Origin of the sequence: Serratia liquefaciens (assembly GCF_027594825.1) — a bacterium.
In the GTDB taxonomy this organism is placed as follows: domain Bacteria; phylum Pseudomonadota; class Gammaproteobacteria; order Enterobacterales; family Enterobacteriaceae; genus Serratia; species Serratia liquefaciens_A.
Map to the genome: position 1 here is coordinate 3,046,583 of NZ_CP088930.1, position 20,567 is coordinate 3,067,149.

Here is a 20,567-nt window from a genome sequence, read left to right on the forward strand (position 1 = left end):
GCTACGCCGCATCGCTTTCCCGGTAACGCTGGCGTGCATGTTCGAACCAGCTTGCCGGGACGTTATGCGGCGGCAACAGCAGTTTCTCCAGCCCCTGCTCGACGATATGGTTGGCCTGGCGCCACAGCGTCGGGTCACCTTCGGTCAGCACTTCCAGCAGACGCTGTTTTTCTATCAGATAAGTGCGCGCAAAATGGCTGTCGAATTCCAGCAGTGAACGGGTGTTGTCGATCAGATCGGCCAGCTTAATGGTTTTGGCCTGCGGTGAAGCTTTGGCGCTGTGCCGTCGATCGCGGTTTTTACGCTCAAAGCGGTTACCGCCGCCGGTGCCGCTGACGTTGGTCAGCATTGCCACCAGTTCTGCCACCTTTGGCCCAAAATGGCTTTCGATATCGCCGAGTGTGGTGGGCGTGTCTTCCACCGTGTCGTGCAGCCAGGCGGCAGCCAGCATTTCCTCGCTGTGCGGCACGCTGCTGACGATTTCCATTACCGCCTGCGGATGAACGATGTAGGGGTCATTGGTGTATTTGCGGCGCTGATCGATAGCCGCATGCGCCTTGGTGGCGTAGCGGCGTGCGCGTTCTACCAGTGTGGTTGTCATATCCTTTTCCTCCGGCACAGCACCCTGCTGTGGCATCCCCTGCATTAAAAAAGGTAGCATACCGATTAAAAAATAGCTTGCGATTACATCGTGCGCTATCTATATTCAAAACATGAAAAGTAAAAACCCTGAACACCCGGTAGCGAAAAACCTGCTGCTGCTCGATCAGCAGATGTGTTTTGCCCTGTACTCCGCCAATCTGGCGTTGCACAAGGTGTATCGCAAACTGCTGAGCCAGCTTGATCTCACCTACCCGCAGTACCTGGTGATGCTGGTGCTGTGGGAACGGGACGAAATCACGGTTTCGGACATCGGCGAGCGGCTGTTTCTTGATTCCGCCACGCTGACGCCGCTGTTGAAGCGGCTCGAGACCGCAGGGCTGTTGTTGCGTTACCGCGCCACGACCGACGAGCGGCAGGTGATCATCGCGTTGACTGACGCCGGGCGCGCGCTGCGTGAAAAAGCGCAGGCGGTGCCGGAAGCGGTGATGTGCGCCACCGATTGCAGCCTCGATGAAATCGTTAATATCAAGCAGCAGCTCGAAAAGCTGCGCGGCAAGCTGATCGATCAGATTTGACGAACGGGGTGCCAGACGCAGGATCGGCGATCCTGCGCTACACTGAAGTAAGTGGATAATTTAAGTAGTGCGCGATTTAATCGTGAAAGATAGACCTGTGATCGGGTTCAGCCAACTGGATCCGATGTAATGCCTCCAACCAAAAGAAGGAATGATTTATGTCGATTGAAAAAGTTGTTTACCGCGCTCATGCCACAGCAACCGGTGGCCGCGATGGCCGTGCGACCTCATCCGACGGCGTGTTGGATGTCAAACTGGGCGTGCCGAAAGAAATGGGTGGCGCGGGCGGTGAAGTCACCAACCCGGAGCAGCTGTTTGCTGCCGGTTACTCGGCCTGTTTCCTCGGCGCGCTGAAGTTTGTTGCGGCGAAAGAAAAGGTGAAAATTCCTGCCGAAGCCAAAATTGATGGCACCGTCGGCATCGGTGAAATCCCCAACGGTTTCGGTATCGAAGTGCAGCTGGATATCAGCCTGCCGGGTATCGAGCGCAGCGTGGCGGAAGACCTGGTGAAAAAAGCCCACGTGGTCTGCCCTTATTCCAACGCCACCCGTGGCAATATTGATGTCACCCTGAACGTTAAGTAAGTTTTTCGCTGACGTTTAGCAAAAGTGGAGGGGTTATCCCCTCCCTTATCTGGTTCTGCCCCCGCCTTTGCACTTCTCACAGAAAATGAAAAAAATGTTCATTTTTTGAGAATTCACTTGATTATTACCCCCAAAATAGCGCTTATTGCCGATCGGCTGAACCTGAGGCCGCATTGAATGTCTGACTGATTCAGAACTGTTATCGTCCCCGGAGCCACCGCGTTACATGAACAAAGTTAAATCGCTTTCACAGCAGAATTTATCGTTATTGTTAGCGATCTATATCGGCATATTTTTAAACCTTTCCGTTTTCTATCGTCGCTTTGATTCGTTTTCGCACGGCATTCAGGGGATCAAGGTTATTTCTGCGATAACGGAAGTTATCGCTATCGTGCTGTTCACCTTCTTTATTATGCGGCTGGTCTCGCTCGGCGGTCGGCTGTTTTACCGCATTGTCGCCTCGCTACTGGTCCTGATTTCCGTTGCTGCCAGCTATTACATGACGTTCTTCAACGTGGTGATTGGCTACGGCATCGTGGTTTCGGTCATGACCACGGATATCGACCTGTCAAAAGAAGTGGTCGGCATGCACTTCGTGTTGTGGATGCTGGTGCTCAGCGCCTTGCCGCTGTTGTGCATTTGGAAAAACAACCTGCGCTACACGCTGATCGAACAGCTGAAAACCCCAGGGCACCGGGTGAAACCGCTGGCGGTGCTGGTGGCGGTGGTGGCGCTTGTGTGGTTGCCGTTGCGCATGCTGGATAGCGAGCAGAGCGCGCAGGAAAAAATCACCAATGTGGATTTGCCAAGCTACGGTGGCGTAGTGGCGCACTCCTATTTACCTTCCAATTGGCTGTCGGCGCTGGGTCTGTTTGCCTATACCCGTTATGACGAAAGCCAGGATCAGGCCAATTTGTTCGATCCGGCCAAGAACTTTACCTATGTGCCGCCGGCCGATATCGATGACACCTACGTGGTGTTTATTATCGGTGAAACCACGCGCTGGGATCACATGGGGATACTGGGTTACGACCGTGACACTACGCCACGGCTGTCCAAAGAGAAAAATCTGGTCGCGTTCCGCGGTGAATCCTGCGATACCTCGACCAAACTTTCTCTGCGCTGCATGTTCGTGCGGGAAGGCGGTACGTCAGACAACCCGCAACGTACGTTGAAAGAGCAGAACGTGTTTGCGGTGCTGAAAGATTTGGGCTTCACCTCGGAGCTGTTCGCCATGCAGAGCGAAGTCTGGTTCTACAACAATACCGAAGTGAACAACTATTCGTTCCGTGAAATGATCGCCTCCGAGAAACGCAACGACGGTAAATCGGTTGACGATATGCTGTTGGTGGACGAAATGAAGGAGTCGCTGGCCCGTTATCCGCAGGGCAAGCACATGGTGATCCTGCACACCAAAGGTTCGCATTACCTCTATTCACAGCGTTATCCGCGTAGCTACGCCCGCTACCAACCGGAGTGTACCGGCGTCGACAATTTCTGCTCTAAAGAGCAGTTGGTCAACGCTTTCGATAACTCGGTGTTATATACCGACACCTTTATCGCCAACGTGATTGATCAGGTGCGTGAGAAGAAGGCGATTGTGTTCTATTCGTCCGATCACGGTGAATCGATAGGCGAGAATTCGCACCTGCACGGTACGCCGCGTGAAATGGCACCACCGGAGCAGTTCCGCGTGCCAATGATGGTTTGGGCATCCGACAAATTCCTGGAAGATCCTCAGCATCGCGGCGCGTTTGAGCAACTGCAGGCCCAGCAGCGCGTGGGCAAAACCCATCGCCACGTAGAGCTGTTCGATACCATTCTCGGTTGCCTCGGTTATACCTCGCCGAACGGCGGCATCGTGGCGAAAAACAACTGGTGTAATATGCCGCAGGAAAAAACGCCGGCGGCACGGCTGTAACCTCTTCAATACCGGGCGCACTGCGCCCGGTAAAATCCGTTAATACCTTCCCTTCATCAATTAATCCGGCACAGGCTTACGGTATACTTGCACACTTTCCCCCTCGAACCGGAGATTTCCATGACCTTGCGCGTGGCGTTTATTGACGATCATGACATTGTGCGATCGGGCTTTGTGCAACTGCTGTCGCTTGAGGCGGATATTCAGGTAGTGGGGGAGTTTAGCAGTGCCGCTCAGGCGCGCGCCGGGTTGCCTGGTCTGGAGGCGGAAATCTGCATCTGCGATATTTCGATGCCGGATGGCAGCGGGTTGGATTTGCTGGCGGACATCCCTTCCGGTATTCGGGTGGTGATGCTGTCGATGCATGACAACCCGGCGCTGGTGGAAATGGCGCTGGAGCGCGGTGCCTGCGGCTTCTTGTCCAAACGCTGCAAGCCGGAAGATTTGATCACGGCGGTACGTACCGTCGCCAGCGGCGGCGTGTATCTGATGCCTGAAATCGCCCAGCAGTTGGCGCGGGTGAAGGTGGATCCCCTCACGCGTCGCGAACGCGAGATCGCGCTGTTACTGGCCCAGGGGCAGGAGGTGCGGGAGATTGCCGTCGCCCTGGGGCTATCGCCGAAAACGGTCCACGTGCATCGCGCCAATCTGTTCGCCAAGCTGGGCATCAACAATAACGTCGAACTGGCGAAGCGGATGCTGAATCTGTGATGCAACGCCTGATCACCCAACTGGCGCTGTTTTTCATTTATGCCACCAGTGCGTTTTGCCTGTGGGGGATCGGTACCGCGCTGATCGACCCGCCCTGGCAGGCGCTGCTGCTGTTCCCGTTTGGCCTGCGCCTGGGCATTCTGCTGCAAAGTCCTTATCGCTTCTGGCCGGGGATCTTGCTGGCCGACCTGCTGCTGATGGTATTGCTGGCGGATCAGTTCGGTTATGGGCCGGCGTTGTGGGCTTCGGTGGTGGTGCTGGCGTTGACGGTGCTGCTCAGCCTGGTCGCTTCCCCCTGGCTGCTGCGTCATCAACAAAACGACAGCGAATGGCAATGGCCGCTGATGCAGGGCGCGGTGGTGGCGGTCGCAGCACTGCTGCAGGCGCTGGTGTGGCAGGTGGTGAACGGCGAGGGCGCCCGTGCGCTGTTGCTTGGGCTGGCGGGCGGTTTCACCATTGCCCCGACCTGCCTGCTGTTGTGGCACTATCTGGCGCGGCAAATCTGGGTACCGCTCGAACCGGGCCTGATCCATAAACCGGTCACGCTGCGGTTGCGGCATCTGGCCACCTATCTGCTGCTGTTTGCGCTCAGTATCTGGCTGCAACAGCAGGTGAATGCCGCCGAGCTGCGTCGCTTTGCGCCGTTTTGTCTGGCCATCCCCATCGTCTTCATGTCGTACCGTTACGGTTGGCAGGGGGCACTGTTGGCGACGCTGCTTAATGGCGTGGTGTTGGTCGCCAACGAGCCACCGCAGCCCGAGTCGCATCGCGATCTGCTGCTGTCGCTGCTGGCCCAGAGCCTGACCGGCCTGCTGCTCGGGGCCGGTATTCAACGCCAGCGCGAGCTGAATCATCAACTGCGGCTGCGATTGACGGAAAACCGCCAACTGGCGCGTGCGCTGGTGACGGCGGAAGAGCAAACCCGGCGGGAGGTTGCGCGAGAACTGCACGACGAGGTCGGCCAGACCATCACCGTTATCCGTACCCAGGCCAGTATTATCAAGCGTCTGGCGCCACAGCCGCCGGTGATCGGCTGTGCAGAAGCGATAGATACGCTGGCGCTGCGGGTGTATGACGGCGTTCACGACGTGCTGACCCAGCTGTGGCCCGCCGCGCTGAATAACCTGCCGCTGTCGGCGGCGGTGGCGGCGATGCTGCGTGAGTCGCTACCGCAAGATACGTCGCTGGTGAGCACGATGCAGTGGCAGGTGCCGGATGAGCTGCTGGATGAAACGCTGAAAATTACCCTGTACCGGGTCTGTCAGGAGGGGGTGACCAACGTCTGTCGTCACGCTGCTGCCAGCCGCATTGAGCTGGATGCGCGTCTTCGTCACCGTAAAGGGCGACCGCCGCAAATTCTGCTGACCATTCGCGATAACGGCATCGGTATCGATTTGGCCGACCATGAGCCGGGTTACGGCCTGCGCGGCATGCAAGAGCGCATTAGCGCACTGGGGGGCCAGCTGCGGCTGACGTCGGAGCATGGCACCTGTTTGAATGTGATCTTACCCACAGTTTCAACGGCAGAAGCGCCAAACTAGGAAATACTCCTAACTGCGTCGGGAATCCGGCGTAAGTCATTTTCGCGCGCGCGCAGCATGATAGCGGCACTTTTCCTATTCTCTGAGGTTTCACATGTGGTCTTTCCTTAAAAGCCGCCAGGATGTGCCGCCGGTCACCGATCAAAAACAGATCGATGCCAGCTATAAATACTGGCGTATCCAGCTGATGTGGACGATGTACATCGGCTATGCCGCGTTTTACTTCACGCGCAAAAGCTTCAACTTCATCATGCCGGCGATGCTGAGCGATCTTGGCCTGACGATGTCCGATGTCGGCATCCTGGGTACGCTGTTTTACATCACCTACGGCTGCTCGAAATTTATCTCAGGCATGATCAGCGATCGTTCCAACCCGCGCTATTTTATGGGCCTGGGTCTGATCATGACCGGCATACTGAATATCTTCTTCGGGCTCAGCTCTTCGTTGCTGATGCTGGGTACGCTGTGGATCCTCAACGCCTTCTTCCAGGGCTGGGGCTGGCCGCCCTGTTCCAAGATCCTTACAAGCTGGTATTCCCGCTCCGAACGCGGCAGTTGGTGGGCTATCTGGAACACTTCGCACAACTTCGGTGGTGCGCTGATCCCGCTGCTGGTCGGTTTTATCTCGCTGCATTTCAGCTGGCGCTACGGCATGATTATTCCGGGCATCATCGGCGTGGTATTGGGCCTGCTGATGTGTTGGCGCCTGCGTGACAAGCCTTCTACCATGGGCCTGCCTAGCGTGGGTAAATGGCGCAACGACGCCATGGAACTGGTGCAGGAATCGGAAGGCCAGGGCCTGACCAACCGGGAAATCATCAAGCGTTACGTGCTGACCAACAAGTACATCTGGCTGCTGGCAGTGTCTTACGTGCTGGTATACATCGTACGTACGGCGATCAACGACTGGGGCAACCTGTATCTGACGCAGGAAAAAGGCTATTCGCTGATGACCGCCAACTCGGCGATTTCGCTGTTCGAAGTGGGTGGCTTTATCGGCTCGCTGGTGGCAGGTTGGGGCTCTGACAAGCTGTTCCGCGGTAACCGCGGGCCAATGAACCTGATCTTCGCCATCGGTATCTTCCTGTCGGTGGCGGCGCTGTGGCTCATGCCGGGCGTGACTTTCCTGCTGCAGGCTGCCTGCTTCTTTGCTATCGGCTTCTTTATCTTTGGCCCGCAGATGCTGATCGGCATGGCGGCGGCGGAATGTTCGCACAAGGATGCTGCCGGGGCGGCGACCGGTTTCGTCGGCCTGTTTGCCTATCTGGGGGCGGCACTGTCCGGCTACCCGATTGCCCGCATCATGGAAATCTGGCACTGGAACGGCTTCTTCGTGGTGATCTCTATCGCCGCCTGCCTGTCCGCGCTGTTCCTACTGCCGTTCTTGCGTGCGCAATCACCGGCGCTGAAAACCGCCAAGGCATGATGAAAAAACGCGGTACAGGGCTTCGTACCGCGCTTTATGACGCTTTTATCGCCACTTGGCGTGCTGGGTTGAAAAAGTGATTGACGCGTATTATCCCCAGCAGTAAGATGCGCCCCGCATCGGCGAGTAGCGCAGCTTGGTAGCGCAACTGGTTTGGGACCAGTGGGTCGGAGGTTCGAATCCTCTCTCGCCGACCACATTCAAAAAAACCCGCTTTTAGCGGGTTTTTTTACATCTGTAGTTTATAGGATGAGCACCTCCGAAGGAGGTTTGAGCCGAGCGCAGCGAGACAACGTTGCTTCAGCAACGGCCCGCAGGGCTGCATCGCAGATGCAGTAATCCTCTCTCGCCGACCACATTTGAAAAACCTGCTTTATAAGCAGGTTTTTTTTCGCCTGTCATTTGCCCTTCAGGCCGCTTTTCCGACCACGAAGTCAAAATGGATTTCGTCATAGGGAAAAATAATCCCCCGTTCGCTTTTATCAACAATGCCGCATCCCAGCAGTGCCTGCAGATCGGTATGCACCGCTTTCACATCCCGTTTGACGCGGCGTGCCACTTCCCGGATAGAAAGTTCACCACAGCCGGTCATGGTGTGCAGGATTTGCATTTTCTTGGGCGACAGGGTTTTCCACAGGCTCTCCCAATCTAAAAATGTGATGTAGTTTCCTTGTTGCTGTTTATTGCCCTGCAGGGCTTCTTCCATATTGCGTTGAAGCTCATCAAGAGAAGCAACACGGATGGTGACTCTGTTCATTCTCTTTCTCCTCTCAGTTGAGCAACTTCACTGAAGAAACTGCGCTTCAGCGCGATAGGGTGGATAAAAACAATAGGTTGCTCAGTGTTGCCCACATGTTTGTGATCGCCTTTACCTGCCTCGTTGTCATAACGCAAACGGCAAACACCCTCTTTCACATAGGCAAACCGGTACTTATAGTGATGAGTGCTGCCGCTAACGGGTGGCTCTACATGCCAAATAACCAATTGTATAAATTCCGTGTTTGTCAGTTGGATCCTGTCCTGATAGATCAGTTGAGAAGGCACTTCCATCTCCTTCATGTTGTTTAAAATAACAGCATATTTTAAGTGTTGTCAATGATGACAACATTGTGTGATGTGACAAATATTTATCCTTTCCCAGAAATTAATTCACATTCCTTATTCCTATTGGTCGCGATGATTAATTATTAAATAAATTCATCGCTGCTCAATAAAACCCGCTTGATAGCCATCTTGTTTTAATGATTATTTTATCTATAGTCTGAATACACGAAATGGGAATGATAGATTTCTGTTGCGTGGAAAGATGAATGCTTATTTATTGACTTTAATCGGCCATGATTATTGCGGGATTATTTTGTTCCGACAATGGGTGGCCATGATTAATTATTTTATGTTTATCCTCTCGGAATAAAGGAATCAGTTATGCGCAAATTTAATAAACCGCTGTTGGCGTTGCTGATCGGCAGCACGCTGTGCTCTGCGGCGCAGGCCGCTGCACCGGGCAAACCTACGTTGGCCTGGGGCAATACCAAATTCGCCATTGTCGAAGTCGATCAAGCGGCGACGGCTTATAATAATCTGGTGAAAGTAAAAAATGCCGCCGACGTTTCTGTTTCATGGAATTTATGGAATGGCGATACCGGTACTACGGCAAAAGTATTATTAAATGGCAAAGAAGTTTGGAGCGGTGCCTCAACCGGCGCTTCGGGAACCGCAAACTTTAAGGTGAATAAAGGCGGCCGTTATCAAATGCAGGTGGCGTTATGCAATGCCGACGGTTGCACCGCCAGCGATGCAACCGAAATTGTGGTGGCAGATACCGACGGCAGCCATTTGGCACCTTTAAAAGAACCTTTGTTGGAAAAGAATAAGCCTTATAAACAAGACTCCGGCAAAGTGGTCGGCTCTTATTTCGTTGAATGGGGCGTTTACGGCCGTAACTTCACCGTCGACAAACTTCCGGCTCAGAACCTGACGCACCTGCTGTACGGCTTTATTCCTATCTGCGGCGGTGACGGCATCAACGACAGCCTGAAAGAGATCGAAGGCAGCTTCCAGGCGTTACAGCGTTCCTGTCAGGGGCGTGAAGACTTTAAGGTATCGATCCACGATCCGTTCGCTGCGCTGCAGAAAGGCCAGAAGGGCGTGACCGCCTGGGATGACCCCTACAAAGGCAACTTCGGTCAGTTGATGGCATTGAAACAGGCCCGCCCGGACCTGAAAATCCTGCCGTCGATTGGTGGCTGGACGTTGTCCGATCCGTTCTTCTTTATGGGCGATAAGGTGAAGCGCGACCGCTTCGTCGGCTCGGTGAAGGAGTTCCTGCAAACCTGGAAGTTCTTTGACGGCGTAGATATCGACTGGGAATTCCCGGGCGGGCAGGGTGCTAACCCGAAACTGGGCAGTACGCAGGATGGGGCAACCTATGTGCAACTGATGAAAGAGCTGCGCACCATGCTGGATCAGCTTTCGGCGGAAACGGGCCGTAAGTATGAACTGACCTCTGCGATCAGCGCCGGCAAGGATAAAATCGACAAGGTGGATTACAACACCGCACAAAACTCGATGGATCACATTTTCCTGATGAGCTACGACTTCTATGGGGCATTCGATCTGAAAAATCTGGGCCACCAGACTGCGCTGAAAGCGCCGGCCTGGAAACCTGATACGGCGTATACCACGGTGAATGGCGTTAATGCACTGCTCACGCAGGGCGTGAAGCCGGGCAAAATCGTGGTGGGCACCGCCATGTACGGTCGCGGTTGGACCGGGGTGAACGGCTACCAGAACAACATTCCGTTTACCGGCACGGCCACCGGCCCGGTGAAAGGCACCTGGGAAAACGGCATCGTGGATTACCGCCAGATCGCCAATGAGTTTATGAGCGGCGAATGGCAGTACAGCTACGATGCTACCGCTGAAGCGCCTTATGTTTTCAAACCTTCCACAGGCGATCTGATCACCTTTGATGATGCTCGCTCAGTGCAGGCGAAAGGCAAGTATGTGCTGGATAAGCAGTTGGGTGGACTGTTCTCATGGGAAATTGACGCTGACAACGGCGATATTCTGAACAATATGAACAGCAGCCTGGGCAACAGCGTCGGTACGCCATAACTCGGTTGTAGTACGTTGCCGGGGGATATCCCTTCGCCCCCGGCATTTTGACAGACGAAAGTTTTTTAACGGCGCATAGATTGTGGCGCCGGCCCGATCAAAAAGGCCACTGACACCTCACTCTTTCGGGTAGGGGATCAGCATTTCATCCTGTATTTAACGCAGATCACAAAAATAACCGTTCAGATATTCATCATTCAGCAACAAACTTTTTTAGTTTTTTATCGGAGTTAAACACCAGTAACTTTCTTCAGTGCAGCCTATCGAACTAAAAATGGCGCTGTAGCATAATTTTTAATGCTGCAACTGTTAAAGAAAGGTTTTTTTTATGTTTGTTTGCTGTTTCTCACAGTCTGTGTAAATCCCTACTGGTTATATTGACGACACCCCAAACAGTTGGCAATTTGGTAGCCTCAGGGGTAAGAGCGAGAGTTGTTTGAGTGAATTCCACGCGCTCAGACGCCCCCACCGGGACGCGTTCCACCCGGCTCTCTCGCGCAATTATCCCTCCCAGCCTTCGGGCACCGACTGCACAGGCCGCGCAATAAAAAATACAGGCTCTGGCGGTAAAACACACATCACATCACATAATGGAGCACTAGCGATGACAAGTTCCTTGGGAAAAACAGGGATTCTGAAATTCGGTATTGGGCTGATTGCGTTGACCGTTGCGGCCAGCGTGCAAGCCAAGACTCTGGTTTACTGTTCTGAAGGTTCCCCGGAAGGGTTCAACCCGCAGTTGTTCACCTCGGGTACCACCTATGACGCCAGCTCGGTGCCGATTTACAACCGTCTGGTCGAATTCAAAATCGGCACCACCGAACTGCAGCCGGGCCTGGCTGAAAAATGGGACGTCAGCGAAGACGGTAAAGTCTACACCTTCCACCTGCGCAAAGGCGTGAAGTGGCAGAGCAGCAAAGATTTCAAACCGACCCGTGACTTCAACGCCGACGACGTAGTGTTCTCCTTCGAACGCCAGCTGGACGCGAATAATGCCTATCACAAAGTCTCCGGCGGCAGCTATGAGTACTTTGAAGGCATGGACATGCCGAAACTGATCGCCAAAATCGAGAAAGTGGACGATTCCACCGTTCGTTTCGTGCTGAACCGTCCGGAAGCCCCGTTTGTGGCTGACCTGGGTATGGACTTCGCTTCTATTCTGTCTGCCGAATACGCCGACGTGATGATGAAAGCCGGTACCCCGGAAAAAGTTGACCTGAACCCCATCGGTACCGGTCCGTTCCAGCTGCTGCAATATCAGAAAGACTCCAAAATCCTTTATAAGGCATTCGACGGTTTCTGGGGCACCAAGCCGAAGATCGACCGTTTAGTGTTCTCTATCACACCAGACGCTTCAGTGCGTTACGCCAAACTGCAGAAAAACGAATGTCAGGTGATGCCGTTCCCGAACCCGGCTGACATCGCGCGCATGAAGCAGGACAAAACTATCAACCTGATGGAACAACCGGGGCTGAACGTTGGTTACCTGTCGTTCAACGTTGAGAAAAAACCGCTGGATAACCTGAAGGTGCGTCAGGCGTTGACCCTGGCGGTCAACAAGCAGGCGATCATCGACGCGGTGTACCAGGGCGCAGGCCAGGCGGCTAAAAACCTGATCCCGCCAACCATGTGGGGCTATAACGACGCGGTGAAGGATTACACCTACGATCCGGTCAAGGCCAAAGAGCTGCTGAAAGAAGCGGGCATGGCAGACGGCTTCGCCATCGATCTGTGGGCTATGCCGGTACAACGTCCGTACAACCCGAACGCGCGACGCATGGCGGAAATGATCCAGTCTGACTGGGCGAAAATCGGCGTGAAAGCCAAAATCGTGACCTATGAGTGGGGCGAATACCTCAAGCGCGCCAAAGCGGGCGAGCATCAGACGGTGATGATGGGCTGGACCGGCGACAACGGGGATCCGGATAACTTCTTCGCCACGCTGTTTAGCTGTGCTGCGGCGAAAGATGGCTCCAACTATTCTCGCTGGTGCTACAAGCCGTTTGAGGATCTGATCCAACCGGCGCGCGCTGAATCGAACCACGACAAACGCATCGAACTGTACAAACAGGCTCAGGTAGTGATGCACGATCAGGCTCCGGCACTGATTGTCGCCCACTCCACCGTTTACGAGCCAGTGCGTAAAGAAGTGAAGGGCTATGTTGTGGATCCGCTTGGTAAGCATCACTTTGAGAATGTCTCTCTAGATTAATTCTGGCCGTTAAGCCGGCGACACACGAATGGACTTGGCAGGGGCGCAACAGGTTGCGCTTCTGCTGACCAGTCTCCGGCGTACGGCATCAGGGTTGTTCAAAGTGTGTGAGCTTTAATAAGCCTGGCGGACGATGAGCTGCCGGGCACTTTATACAGAGAGTTCGGGATATGTTGCAGTTCATACTCCGACGTTTGGGGTTAGTTATCCCAACGTTTATCGGCATAACTTTGCTGACTTTTGCATTCGTCCATATGATCCCCGGTGACCCGGTGACCATCATGGCCGGGGAACGCGGGATCTCCGCAGAACGCCATGCGCAGTTGATGGCGGAAATGGGGCTGGATAAACCGCTCTATCAACAATATTTCTCTTACGTATCCAACGTATTGCAGGGTGATTTGGGTACGTCCCTCAAAAGCCGCATCTCCGTTTGGGATGAGTTTGTTCCACGCTTCAAGGCCACGCTGGAATTAGGGTTCTGCGCGATGATTTTCGCCGTGCTGGTGGGGATCCCGGTAGGGGTGCTGGCGGCGGTCAGGCGAGGCTCAATATTCGATCATACCGCGGTGGGCATCTCGCTGACCGGCTACTCAATGCCGATTTTCTGGTGGGGCATGATGCTGATCATGCTGGTCTCGGTGCAGCTAAACCTGACGCCGGTATCGGGGCGAGTCAGCGACACGGTGTTCCTTGACGATACCTTGCCGTTAACCGGCTTTATGCTGATTGACACCCTGATTTGGGGCGAACCGGGTGACTTCATTGATGCCGTGATGCACATGATCCTGCCGGCTATCGTGCTCGGCACCATCCCGCTGGCGGTGATCGTGCGTATGACGCGCTCCTCAATGCTGGAAGTGTTGGGCGAAGATTACATCCGTACCGCGCGCGCCAAGGGCGTGAGCCGCATGCGGGTGATTGTGGTGCATGCGCTGCGCAATGCCTTGCTGCCGGTGGTGACGGTGATTGGTCTGCAGGTCGGCACCATGCTGGCCGGTGCGATCCTGACCGAAACCATCTTCTCCTGGCCGGGCCTGGGGCGCTGGCTGATGGATGCGCTGCAGCGTCGCGACTATCCGGTTGTTCAGGGCGGCGTTTTGCTGGTCGCCTGTATGATTATTCTGGTTAACCTGCTGGTAGACGTGCTCTACGGCGTGGTCAACCCGCGTATTCGCCACAAGAAATAAGGGGCGCTCTGATGTCTCAAGTCACTGAGTCTGTAGTTAAAGGTGCGCCGAAGCCCATGACCCCGTTTCAGGAGTTCTGGCACTATTTCAAGCGCAATAAAGGGGCCGTTGTCGGCCTGGTCTATATCATTGTGATGTTCGTTATCGCCATCGGTGCCGGGGTGCTGGCACCGCATGCGCCGGCGGATCAGTTCCGCGACGCGCTGCTTAAACCGCCGGTCTGGCAGGAAGGCGGCAGCTGGCAATATCTCCTCGGTACTGACGATGTGGGCCGCGACGTGTTGTCGCGCCTGATGTACGGCGCGCGGCTGTCGCTGTTGGTCGGCTGTCTGGTGGTGGTGCTTTCGCTGATCATGGGCGTGGTGCTGGGCCTGCTGGCGGGCTATTTCGGTGGCGTGGTGGATGCGATCATCATGCGTATCGTCGACATCATGTTGGCGTTGCCGAGCTTGCTGCTGGCATTGGTGCTGGTGGCCATTTTCGGCCCGTCCATCGTCAACGCTTCGCTGGCGTTAACCTTCGTCGCCTTGCCGCATTACGTGCGACTGACGCGCGCGGCGGTCTTGGTGGAAGTGAACCGCGACTACGTTACTGCTTCGCGGGTGGCGGGCGCCGGTGCGGTGCGCCAAATGTTTATCAACATCTTGCCAAACTGCCTGGCACCGCTGATCGTCCAGGCTTCTCTTGGCTTCTCGAACGCCATTCTGGATATGGCCGCTCTCGGCTTCCTGGGCATGGGTGCGCAACCGCCAACGCCGGAGTGGGGCACCATGCTCTCCGACGTACTGCAGTTCGCCCAAAGCGCCTGGTGGGTGGTGACCTTCCCCGGCGTGGCGATTCTGCTGACGGTGCTTGCATTTAACCTGATGGGGGACGGCTTGCGTGACGCTCTCGACCCCAAACTCAAGCAGTAACAGAGGACGAGAGAGATGGCGTTATTAAATGTAGACAAGCTTTCGGTGCACTTCGGTGACGAAGGCACCCCCTTCCGCGCGGTAGACCGCATCAGTTACAGCGTGGAGCAGGGCCAGGTGGTGGGCATTGTCGGCGAATCCGGCTCCGGCAAGTCCGTTAGCTCGCTGGCGATTATGGGGCTGATCGACTTCCCCGGTAAGGTGATGGCCGAAAAACTGGAGTTTAACGGCCAGGATCTGCGCAAGATTTCCGAAAAAGAGCGTCGCCAACTGGTGGGCTCGGAAGTGGCGATGATTTTCCAGGATCCGATGACCAGCCTGAACCCGTGCTACACCGTCGGCTTCCAGATCATGGAAGCGTTGAAGGTGCACCAGGGCGGCAACCGTCGCACTCGTCGTCAACGGGCTGTCGATCTGCTGACGCAGGTAGGCATCCCCGACCCGGCTTCGCGTCTCGACGTGTATCCGCACCAGCTTTCCGGTGGGATGAGCCAGCGCGTGATGATCGCCATGGCGATTGCCTGCCGACCAAAGCTGCTGATTGCCGATGAACCGACTACCGCGCTCGACGTGACCATTCAGGCGCAAATTATCGAACTGCTGCTGGAACTGCAGCAGCGTGAAAATATGGCCCTGTTGCTGATCACTCACGATCTGGCGCTGGTATCCGAGGCGGCGCATCACATCATCGTGATGTATGCCGGGCAGGTGGTGGAGTCCGGTAAGGCATCGGAAATCTTCCGCGCACCGCGTCACCCTTATACTCAGGCGCTGCTGCGCGCGTTGCCGGAATTTGCCGCCGATAAAGCGCGCCTGGCTTCGCTGCCGGGCGTGGTGCCGGGTAAATATGACCGCCCAAGCGGCTGTTTGCTCAATCCACGCTGCCCGTACGCCACTGAGCGTTGCCGTACTGAAGAGCCGGAACTGCGCAGCATTCCCGGCCGTCAGGTTAAATGTCACACACCGCTGGATGATGCGGGGAGGCCGACCGTATGAGCCAGAATCAACCCTTATTGCAGGCGATTGACCTGAAGAAACACTACCCGGTCAAGAAGGGGTTATTTGCCCCGGAGCGGCTGGTCAAAGCGCTGGATGGCGTTTCCTTTACGCTTGAGCGTGGCAAAACGCTGGCGGTGGTGGGTGAGTCCGGCTGCGGTAAATCCACGCTGGGTCGCCTGCTGACGATGATTGAAATTCCGACCGGCGGCGAGCTGTACTATCAGGGGCAGGATTTGCTGAAGCCGGATGTCACTGCCGAGAAGCTTCGACGACAGAAGATCCAGATCGTGTTCCAGAATCCTTATGGATCGCTCAACCCACGCAAGAAGGTCGGGCAGATCCTTGAGGAGCCGTTGCAGATCAATACCGCGTTAAGCAGCGCAGAACGTCGTGAGAAAGCGCTGGAGATGATGGCCAAGGTCGGATTGAAAACCGAGCATTACGATCGTTATCCCCATATGTTCTCCGGCGGGCAGCGGCAGCGTATCGCCATTGCACGCGGGTTGATGCTTAACCCGGACGTGGTGATTGCCGATGAGCCGGTTTCCGCGCTGGACGTGTCCGTGCGGGCGCAGGTGTTGAACCTGATGATGGATTTGCAGCAGGATCTGGGGCTGTCTTACGTATTTATCTCCCACGATTTATCGGTGGTGGAGCACATTGCCGACGAAGTGATGGTGATGTATCTCGGGCGCTGCGTGGAGAAGGGCAGTAAAGACGCCATATTCAACAATCCGCGCCATCCGTATACCCAGGCATTGCTGTCCGCGACGCCGCGCCTGAATCCGGATATGCGTCGCGAGCGCATCAAGCTGACCGGCGAACTGCCCAGCCCAATGAATCCGCCGCCAGGCTGTGCATTCAATGCCCGCTGCCGTCGCGCTTTCGGGCCTTGCACCCAACTGCAACCGCAGTTAAAGCAATACGGCGAGCAGATGGTTGCCTGCTTTGCGGTCGATCAGGATGAAAATTCTGCGGCATAACTTTGTTATCCATGACAATTAACCAAGAATGCCGGCCTTTACGCCGGCATTTTTTTGCTTTTAATTATGAGCGTATTAATTAGTTTATTGAGAGGATTTTTTATTTGTATTAATGGCACTTATTTCTCTTAACGAAATCCTGACGAAATAAGCTGAATTAGGAATCTTCGCAAGCCAGTGATAATTAATCACCTGGCTTTTTCTGCCCGGATTATTACGCGGTTGGGAATGGAATTCCCAAAGTTAATGTAAAGGATTGAGGTTCCGCCGCAGATTGATGCCTGCAAAAAAGCACGCCCGAAGGCGTGCCCCTGAGTCATCACGTAATGCCATTACTGGGGATAAGGTACCCAATCGCCGCCGTTTAGCCGGATGTAAGGCTTGCCTTGGTATTGCATCACGATGGCGTTGTCATTCTCGGAAATGACCGCCGTCTGCGGCAGGTTCTGCGTCAGCGCCTGCCAGTCTACGCTCGGCGCGGTGAAGGCCTTGCCGTCCACCAAGCGAGAAACCAGCTCGGAAAGCGCCAGGTAGCTGCTTGGCGTTTTGACCTGCAGCGGACTGCCCTGATGCGGCGCTTTCATACCCACCAGTTTGATGCCCACCGGCGTATGGGTAATGTTCGGGCTGGGGATATCGCGCAGGCCGGACATCTGCATTTTGTCGCCTACCAGTGCTGCGCCGTGTTCCGGCACAATCACCACCATCACCTTGCGGCCGGATTTTTCCAGTTGTTCCAGGAAGGTGTTCAACTGGTCGAACAATTTCTGCGCCCGGGGTTGATAGTCCGCGCTCTTGTTCGAACCGACAAAACGGTTGCCGTCATGCAGCGGAATGATGTTGAAGAAGGTGGCGCTGCGGGTATCACCGGCCTTTTGCTGCTGATCCTGCCAGCGGGTGAGCAGTTCCAGATCGTTGTATATCGGTTCGCCGTCAAACGAGGCCAACTCATTACCGATCCCGGCCTGAGACATCAGCGGGGCCTGCATATCACCTTGTTCGCGCAGCTCTTTCAGGAAGTTGCCGAACACGCCGGAGTGATCCAGCATCAGCTGCTCTTTGAAGCCCAGCTTGGCAAGGTTATCAAACAGATAGCACTGCTGATTGACCGGCTGATACAAATCGTGATGCGAAGGCTGACCGCAGCTGGCGCGTAACAGACGAATTGCCGCCGGGCCGCTGTAGGCGGTTGCCGAGTTGAAGTTGTCGAACATGATGTCCATCTTCGACCACAGCGGGTGGTTTTCCAGTTTTACCGCGTCCATGTCGGCCCAGGCCAGCGAACAGATATTGATCACCAGCAGGTCAAACGGCTGAGCATCGGCAGGCAGGCTGGCCGGGAAGGCGGTAACGCGGGTTTTTTCTTTGTCGTAGAACTGGTTCAGATAGGCCGTCAGGTTGGCGCTGGTGGGGGGCGCGCTGTCTGCCGGTGCGCTGTCGCCCCCGGCAGCCGGGGCTGTCGTCGCCGGAGTGCTGCTGGTGGATGCACTGGTGCCGGTCGGCAGCAATGACACGGCTGGGCCGGCAATGGTGACCAGGTTCAGCCACACCAGCGCGGCAACGGTGAATACCGTAACCCGTACCCACTGGGCCAGAAACAGGTAGGCAACCAGCATCACAAAGGCGGCGCCGACCATCTGCCAATTGATAAAGCGATTTATCAGCTCCAGCAGATACTGGGCGCTGAAGCCGGTCAATTGCGAACCCTGGCTCATGATGCTGTTGATGCCGGGCAGCCAGGTATCGTGATAGAACAGCGCAATCCCAATCGGGATCGCCACGTAATGACGCCAGCGGTGCAGGCGCATCGCCGGTATCGGCATCAGCAGAAACGCCATGAACACCAGGTTGGGCAAGGCATGGAAGTTCAGGTAGCCGAACCACAGCAGGGCGAATTTGACCAGGAAGTAGTAGTTCCAGCCGCCCAGCCCACGCCAGTAGCGCCACAGGGAGTTATCGGATTGCGGGTTGTTTGTTGGCTTCATGGCTGTTTCTTACGCTTAATCTGAGAAGAAGACCCTTCGCGCACCCATAATCCGATGGATTTTAAATAGCGCGGTGATAACAACAGGTTTTGCCAGTACTGACGCCAGTGCGGGAAACGCCGGTGAAAGGCATAACCCAACGGGATAAAAATAACGGCGCACAGAATAATCAGTTGCACAATGTCGTTAAGATTCAACATGCTTATTCTCCCGTATGCCAGTCGTCAGCGTGAAGGCCACCGGTTGACGACGCTCCTGAGGGCGGTCAGCCGCGCTGGCGGCCTGGCGTGGCGCAGCCGTTGAGGTTGCCGCAGGCAACGGAATATTGGCGTTGTGCGCCAGCCGTTTGATTTCTGAAATAATATCCACGTCCTGGTGCCACACCACCCGGTTACTGAAGGCTTCATCCACCGGCAGACGAAAAATGAATTTCAGTGCGGTATCCAGATCGTTAATCCGGCAGGTGGAGAGGAACAGCACCAGCCGGCCTTGCACCACGGTCATCACGTCGCCGAAGCGCCGTAAAAAACACAGGGTCATCGCCTGTTCGGCGCGCAATCCGGGTACCGGACGTAGCGCGACCATCACGCCTTTGCCGTCTTCCGGCAGCAGCGTGTTGCCCATCAGCGAAATCACCGCCTGACTAAAATCGTCCGGCCGCATGTAACCCTTCAGTTGCAGCGGGCGCAGCCCGGCCAGCAGGGCATCGATATCTGCCGGAACGTGGCGGGAGAAGCGTTGCCCCTGGATCCCCTCAAGCATGGTCAAAAAACGCGATAACGGTGCCACGTGCGGCACAATCAGATTGGCGCCGCAGGCCAACAGCAGACGTTCGTCGCTGTAGCGCAGGCTGGCGCTCATCTCGCGTACGACAATTTTCAGGCCGTTGCCGCGTTGACGGCGCAGGCTGTGAATTTGATGCGCCAGCGCATCGATTTCGTCGCTCTGGTACAGGGCAAAAATCAGCGTTGCCGAGAGCGTCAACATGCCGTGTTGCGCCAGTTGCGCATTGGTTTCCAGCAGTTGCCAGTTGGCCGAGAGCGGTGGCGCACCTTCAAGAATGCTCCGTTGGGCCAGATAACGCCCTTCATCGCTGCGGATGGAGGTCGGAGAAGGTTTGTTGCTGTCGTCGTCACCCTGCCAGCCGTGCTCGCCGGTATATAACGTCAGCAGCTGGTTGGCGTTGATGCCGTTTTCGGTGCTCCACCAGTTAACCAGATACTGTGCGCTGTCCTGCTGCCACTGCAGGCTGGCCAACCCGTTAAGGATCCGGTGTTGGGTACTGAGTTGTCCTTTGAGTTTATTCACGCCGCCGCCGTGGCTGAGGATCAGCAGCGTACAGCCTTGTCGGCGCAGCCAGGCCACGGTGGCGCGGGTCCAGTCACGCAGCTCTTCGCGGGTGAAGGTCTGCCATAAACTGGCGTGGGCCAACAGAATCAATAGGCGATTTTGCGGTTTTAGGGCGCGCATCAGATCGTCGCCCAAGTGCAGCAGCGCCGCTTTTTTCTCGGGTAACTGGTACAGCGGGATTTTTTTCAATGCGGGCGAGGCCAGTTCCGCCAGCAACCCGTCGGGTTTTTCGCCGCTGCAAATCAACGCCACCTGGCTGGTCGCAGCCTGGGCAGCTAAAGTTTGCTGGCAGAGCTGGTTGGCATCGGTCTGACGGTCGACATTCACCCAATACAACCCCGGGGCTTGCATGACAGACAGTTCTTCCCAAATCTGCCGAACACCTAATGAGAAAGATTGCGCCATAGGATATTTTTCTACTTTCGTTGAAAGTGTCGTCGCGGCCCACTGAGTATA

18 protein-coding genes, 1 tRNA gene and 1 other RNA gene are annotated in these 20,567 nt (G+C 55.6%); 14 read left to right on the forward strand and 6 right to left on the reverse strand.

Annotated elements, in window-relative coordinates; genetic code table 11:
- Position 1: 1 nt before the first annotated feature.
- Positions 2 to 601, reverse strand: coding sequence for an HD domain-containing protein (locus tag LQ945_RS13835; protein ID WP_270100990.1), 600 nt, complete (start codon positions 599 to 601; stop codon positions 2 to 4).
- A gap of 112 nt (positions 602 to 713) precedes the next feature.
- On the opposite strand from LQ945_RS13835, the gene LQ945_RS13840 reads away from it, so the two are divergent.
- The 8 genes from LQ945_RS13840 (at position 714) to LQ945_RS13875 (ending at position 7,717) form a co-directional block, all read left to right on the forward strand.
- Positions 714 to 1,178 carry a MarR family winged helix-turn-helix transcriptional regulator gene (locus LQ945_RS13840; protein WP_020824719.1) on the forward strand — a complete coding sequence of 155 codons (465 nt, stop codon included), beginning with the start codon at positions 714 to 716 and terminating at the stop codon, positions 1,176 to 1,178.
- Between the two features lie 158 nt (positions 1,179 to 1,336).
- Positions 1,337 to 1,762, forward strand: coding sequence for an organic hydroperoxide resistance protein (locus tag LQ945_RS13845; protein ID WP_004934114.1), 426 nt, complete (start codon positions 1,337 to 1,339; stop codon positions 1,760 to 1,762).
- Between the two features lie 226 nt (positions 1,763 to 1,988).
- Complete coding sequence (gene eptB, locus LQ945_RS13850; protein WP_270100994.1) at positions 1,989 to 3,683, forward strand: kdo(2)-lipid A phosphoethanolamine 7''-transferase; 1,695 nt, start codon at positions 1,989 to 1,991, stop codon at positions 3,681 to 3,683.
- A 120-nt stretch (positions 3,684 to 3,803) separates the two neighbouring features.
- Positions 3,804 to 4,394 (forward strand): transcriptional regulator UhpA, encoded by a 591-nt coding sequence (uhpA, locus tag LQ945_RS13855; RefSeq protein WP_020824721.1) that lies wholly within the window; start codon positions 3,804 to 3,806, stop codon positions 4,392 to 4,394.
- Entirely contained in the window at positions 4,394 to 5,935 is a 1,542-nt protein-coding gene (gene uhpB / locus LQ945_RS13860; RefSeq protein ID WP_262240193.1) for a signal transduction histidine-protein kinase/phosphatase UhpB, read from the forward strand. The genes uhpA and uhpB overlap by 1 nt, the downstream gene beginning before the upstream one ends.
- 94 nt (positions 5,936 to 6,029) lie before the next feature.
- Positions 6,030 to 7,361: an MFS transporter gene (locus LQ945_RS13865; RefSeq protein WP_269935271.1), complete on the forward strand. Its 1,332-nt coding sequence runs from the start codon at positions 6,030 to 6,032 to the stop codon at positions 7,359 to 7,361.
- Positions 7,362 to 7,481: 120 nt separating this feature from the next.
- Positions 7,482 to 7,558: transfer RNA gene (locus tag LQ945_RS13870), tRNA-Pro, on the forward strand.
- A gap of 31 nt (positions 7,559 to 7,589) precedes the next feature.
- Positions 7,590 to 7,717: non-coding RNA, RtT sRNA (locus tag LQ945_RS13875), on the forward strand.
- A 53-nt stretch (positions 7,718 to 7,770) separates the two neighbouring features.
- On the opposite strand, the gene LQ945_RS13880 is transcribed toward LQ945_RS13875, so the two are convergent.
- On the reverse strand, positions 7,771 to 8,118 hold the full coding sequence (locus tag LQ945_RS13880) for a glycosyl transferase family 1 (RefSeq protein WP_269935272.1): 348 nt from the start codon (positions 8,116 to 8,118) through the stop codon (positions 7,771 to 7,773).
- Positions 8,115 to 8,405, reverse strand: a complete 291-nt coding sequence (locus tag LQ945_RS13885; protein ID WP_269935273.1) for a toxin-antitoxin system TumE family protein — start codon at positions 8,403 to 8,405, stop codon at positions 8,115 to 8,117. Before LQ945_RS13885 ends, LQ945_RS13880 begins: the two co-directional genes overlap by 4 nt.
- Positions 8,406 to 8,786: 381 nt before the next feature.
- On the opposite strand from LQ945_RS13885, the gene LQ945_RS13890 reads away from it, so the two are divergent.
- From LQ945_RS13890 to dppF, 6 genes are all read left to right on the forward strand, one after another.
- The gene (locus LQ945_RS13890; protein ID WP_044554375.1) at positions 8,787 to 10,478 is read left to right on the forward strand and encodes a glycosyl hydrolase family 18 protein; all 1,692 of its coding nucleotides are present in this window, start codon (positions 8,787 to 8,789) and stop codon (positions 10,476 to 10,478) included.
- 604 nt (positions 10,479 to 11,082) lie between these two features.
- Positions 11,083 to 12,690 (forward strand): dipeptide ABC transporter periplasmic-binding protein DppA, encoded by a 1,608-nt coding sequence (dppA, locus tag LQ945_RS13895; RefSeq protein ID WP_020824727.1) that lies wholly within the window; start codon positions 11,083 to 11,085, stop codon positions 12,688 to 12,690.
- Between the two features lie 170 nt (positions 12,691 to 12,860).
- On the forward strand, positions 12,861 to 13,880 hold the full coding sequence (dppB, locus tag LQ945_RS13900) for a dipeptide ABC transporter permease DppB (RefSeq protein ID WP_044554376.1): 1,020 nt from the start codon (positions 12,861 to 12,863) through the stop codon (positions 13,878 to 13,880).
- An 11-nt stretch (positions 13,881 to 13,891) separates the two neighbouring features.
- Complete coding sequence (gene dppC, locus LQ945_RS13905; RefSeq protein ID WP_044554377.1) at positions 13,892 to 14,794, forward strand: dipeptide ABC transporter permease DppC; 903 nt, start codon at positions 13,892 to 13,894, stop codon at positions 14,792 to 14,794.
- Between the two features lie 15 nt (positions 14,795 to 14,809).
- Positions 14,810 to 15,790 (forward strand): dipeptide ABC transporter ATP-binding protein, encoded by a 981-nt coding sequence (gene dppD, locus LQ945_RS13910; protein WP_270100996.1) that lies wholly within the window; start codon positions 14,810 to 14,812, stop codon positions 15,788 to 15,790.
- Positions 15,787 to 16,776 (forward strand): dipeptide ABC transporter ATP-binding subunit DppF, encoded by a 990-nt coding sequence (gene dppF / locus LQ945_RS13915; protein ID WP_044554378.1) that lies wholly within the window; start codon positions 15,787 to 15,789, stop codon positions 16,774 to 16,776. The genes dppD and dppF overlap by 4 nt, the downstream gene beginning before the upstream one ends.
- A 332-nt stretch (positions 16,777 to 17,108) precedes the next feature.
- Here dppF and bcsG read toward each other — a convergent pair whose 3' ends face one another.
- The 3 genes from bcsG to bcsE are packed head-to-tail and all read right to left on the reverse strand — an operon-like array spanning position 17,109 to position 20,516.
- Complete coding sequence (bcsG, locus tag LQ945_RS13920) at positions 17,109 to 18,761, reverse strand: cellulose biosynthesis protein BcsG (RefSeq protein ID WP_270100997.1); 1,653 nt, start codon at positions 18,759 to 18,761, stop codon at positions 17,109 to 17,111.
- Positions 18,758 to 18,961 carry a cellulose biosynthesis protein BcsF gene (gene bcsF / locus LQ945_RS13925; protein WP_044554380.1) on the reverse strand — a complete coding sequence of 68 codons (204 nt, stop codon included), beginning with the start codon at positions 18,959 to 18,961 and terminating at the stop codon, positions 18,758 to 18,760. The genes bcsG and bcsF overlap by 4 nt, the downstream gene beginning before the upstream one ends.
- Positions 18,948 to 20,516, reverse strand: a complete 1,569-nt coding sequence (gene bcsE, locus LQ945_RS13930; RefSeq protein WP_270100998.1) for a cellulose biosynthesis protein BcsE — start codon at positions 20,514 to 20,516, stop codon at positions 18,948 to 18,950. Before bcsE ends, bcsF begins: the two co-directional genes overlap by 14 nt.
- Between the last annotated feature and the right edge of the window lie 51 nt (positions 20,517 to 20,567).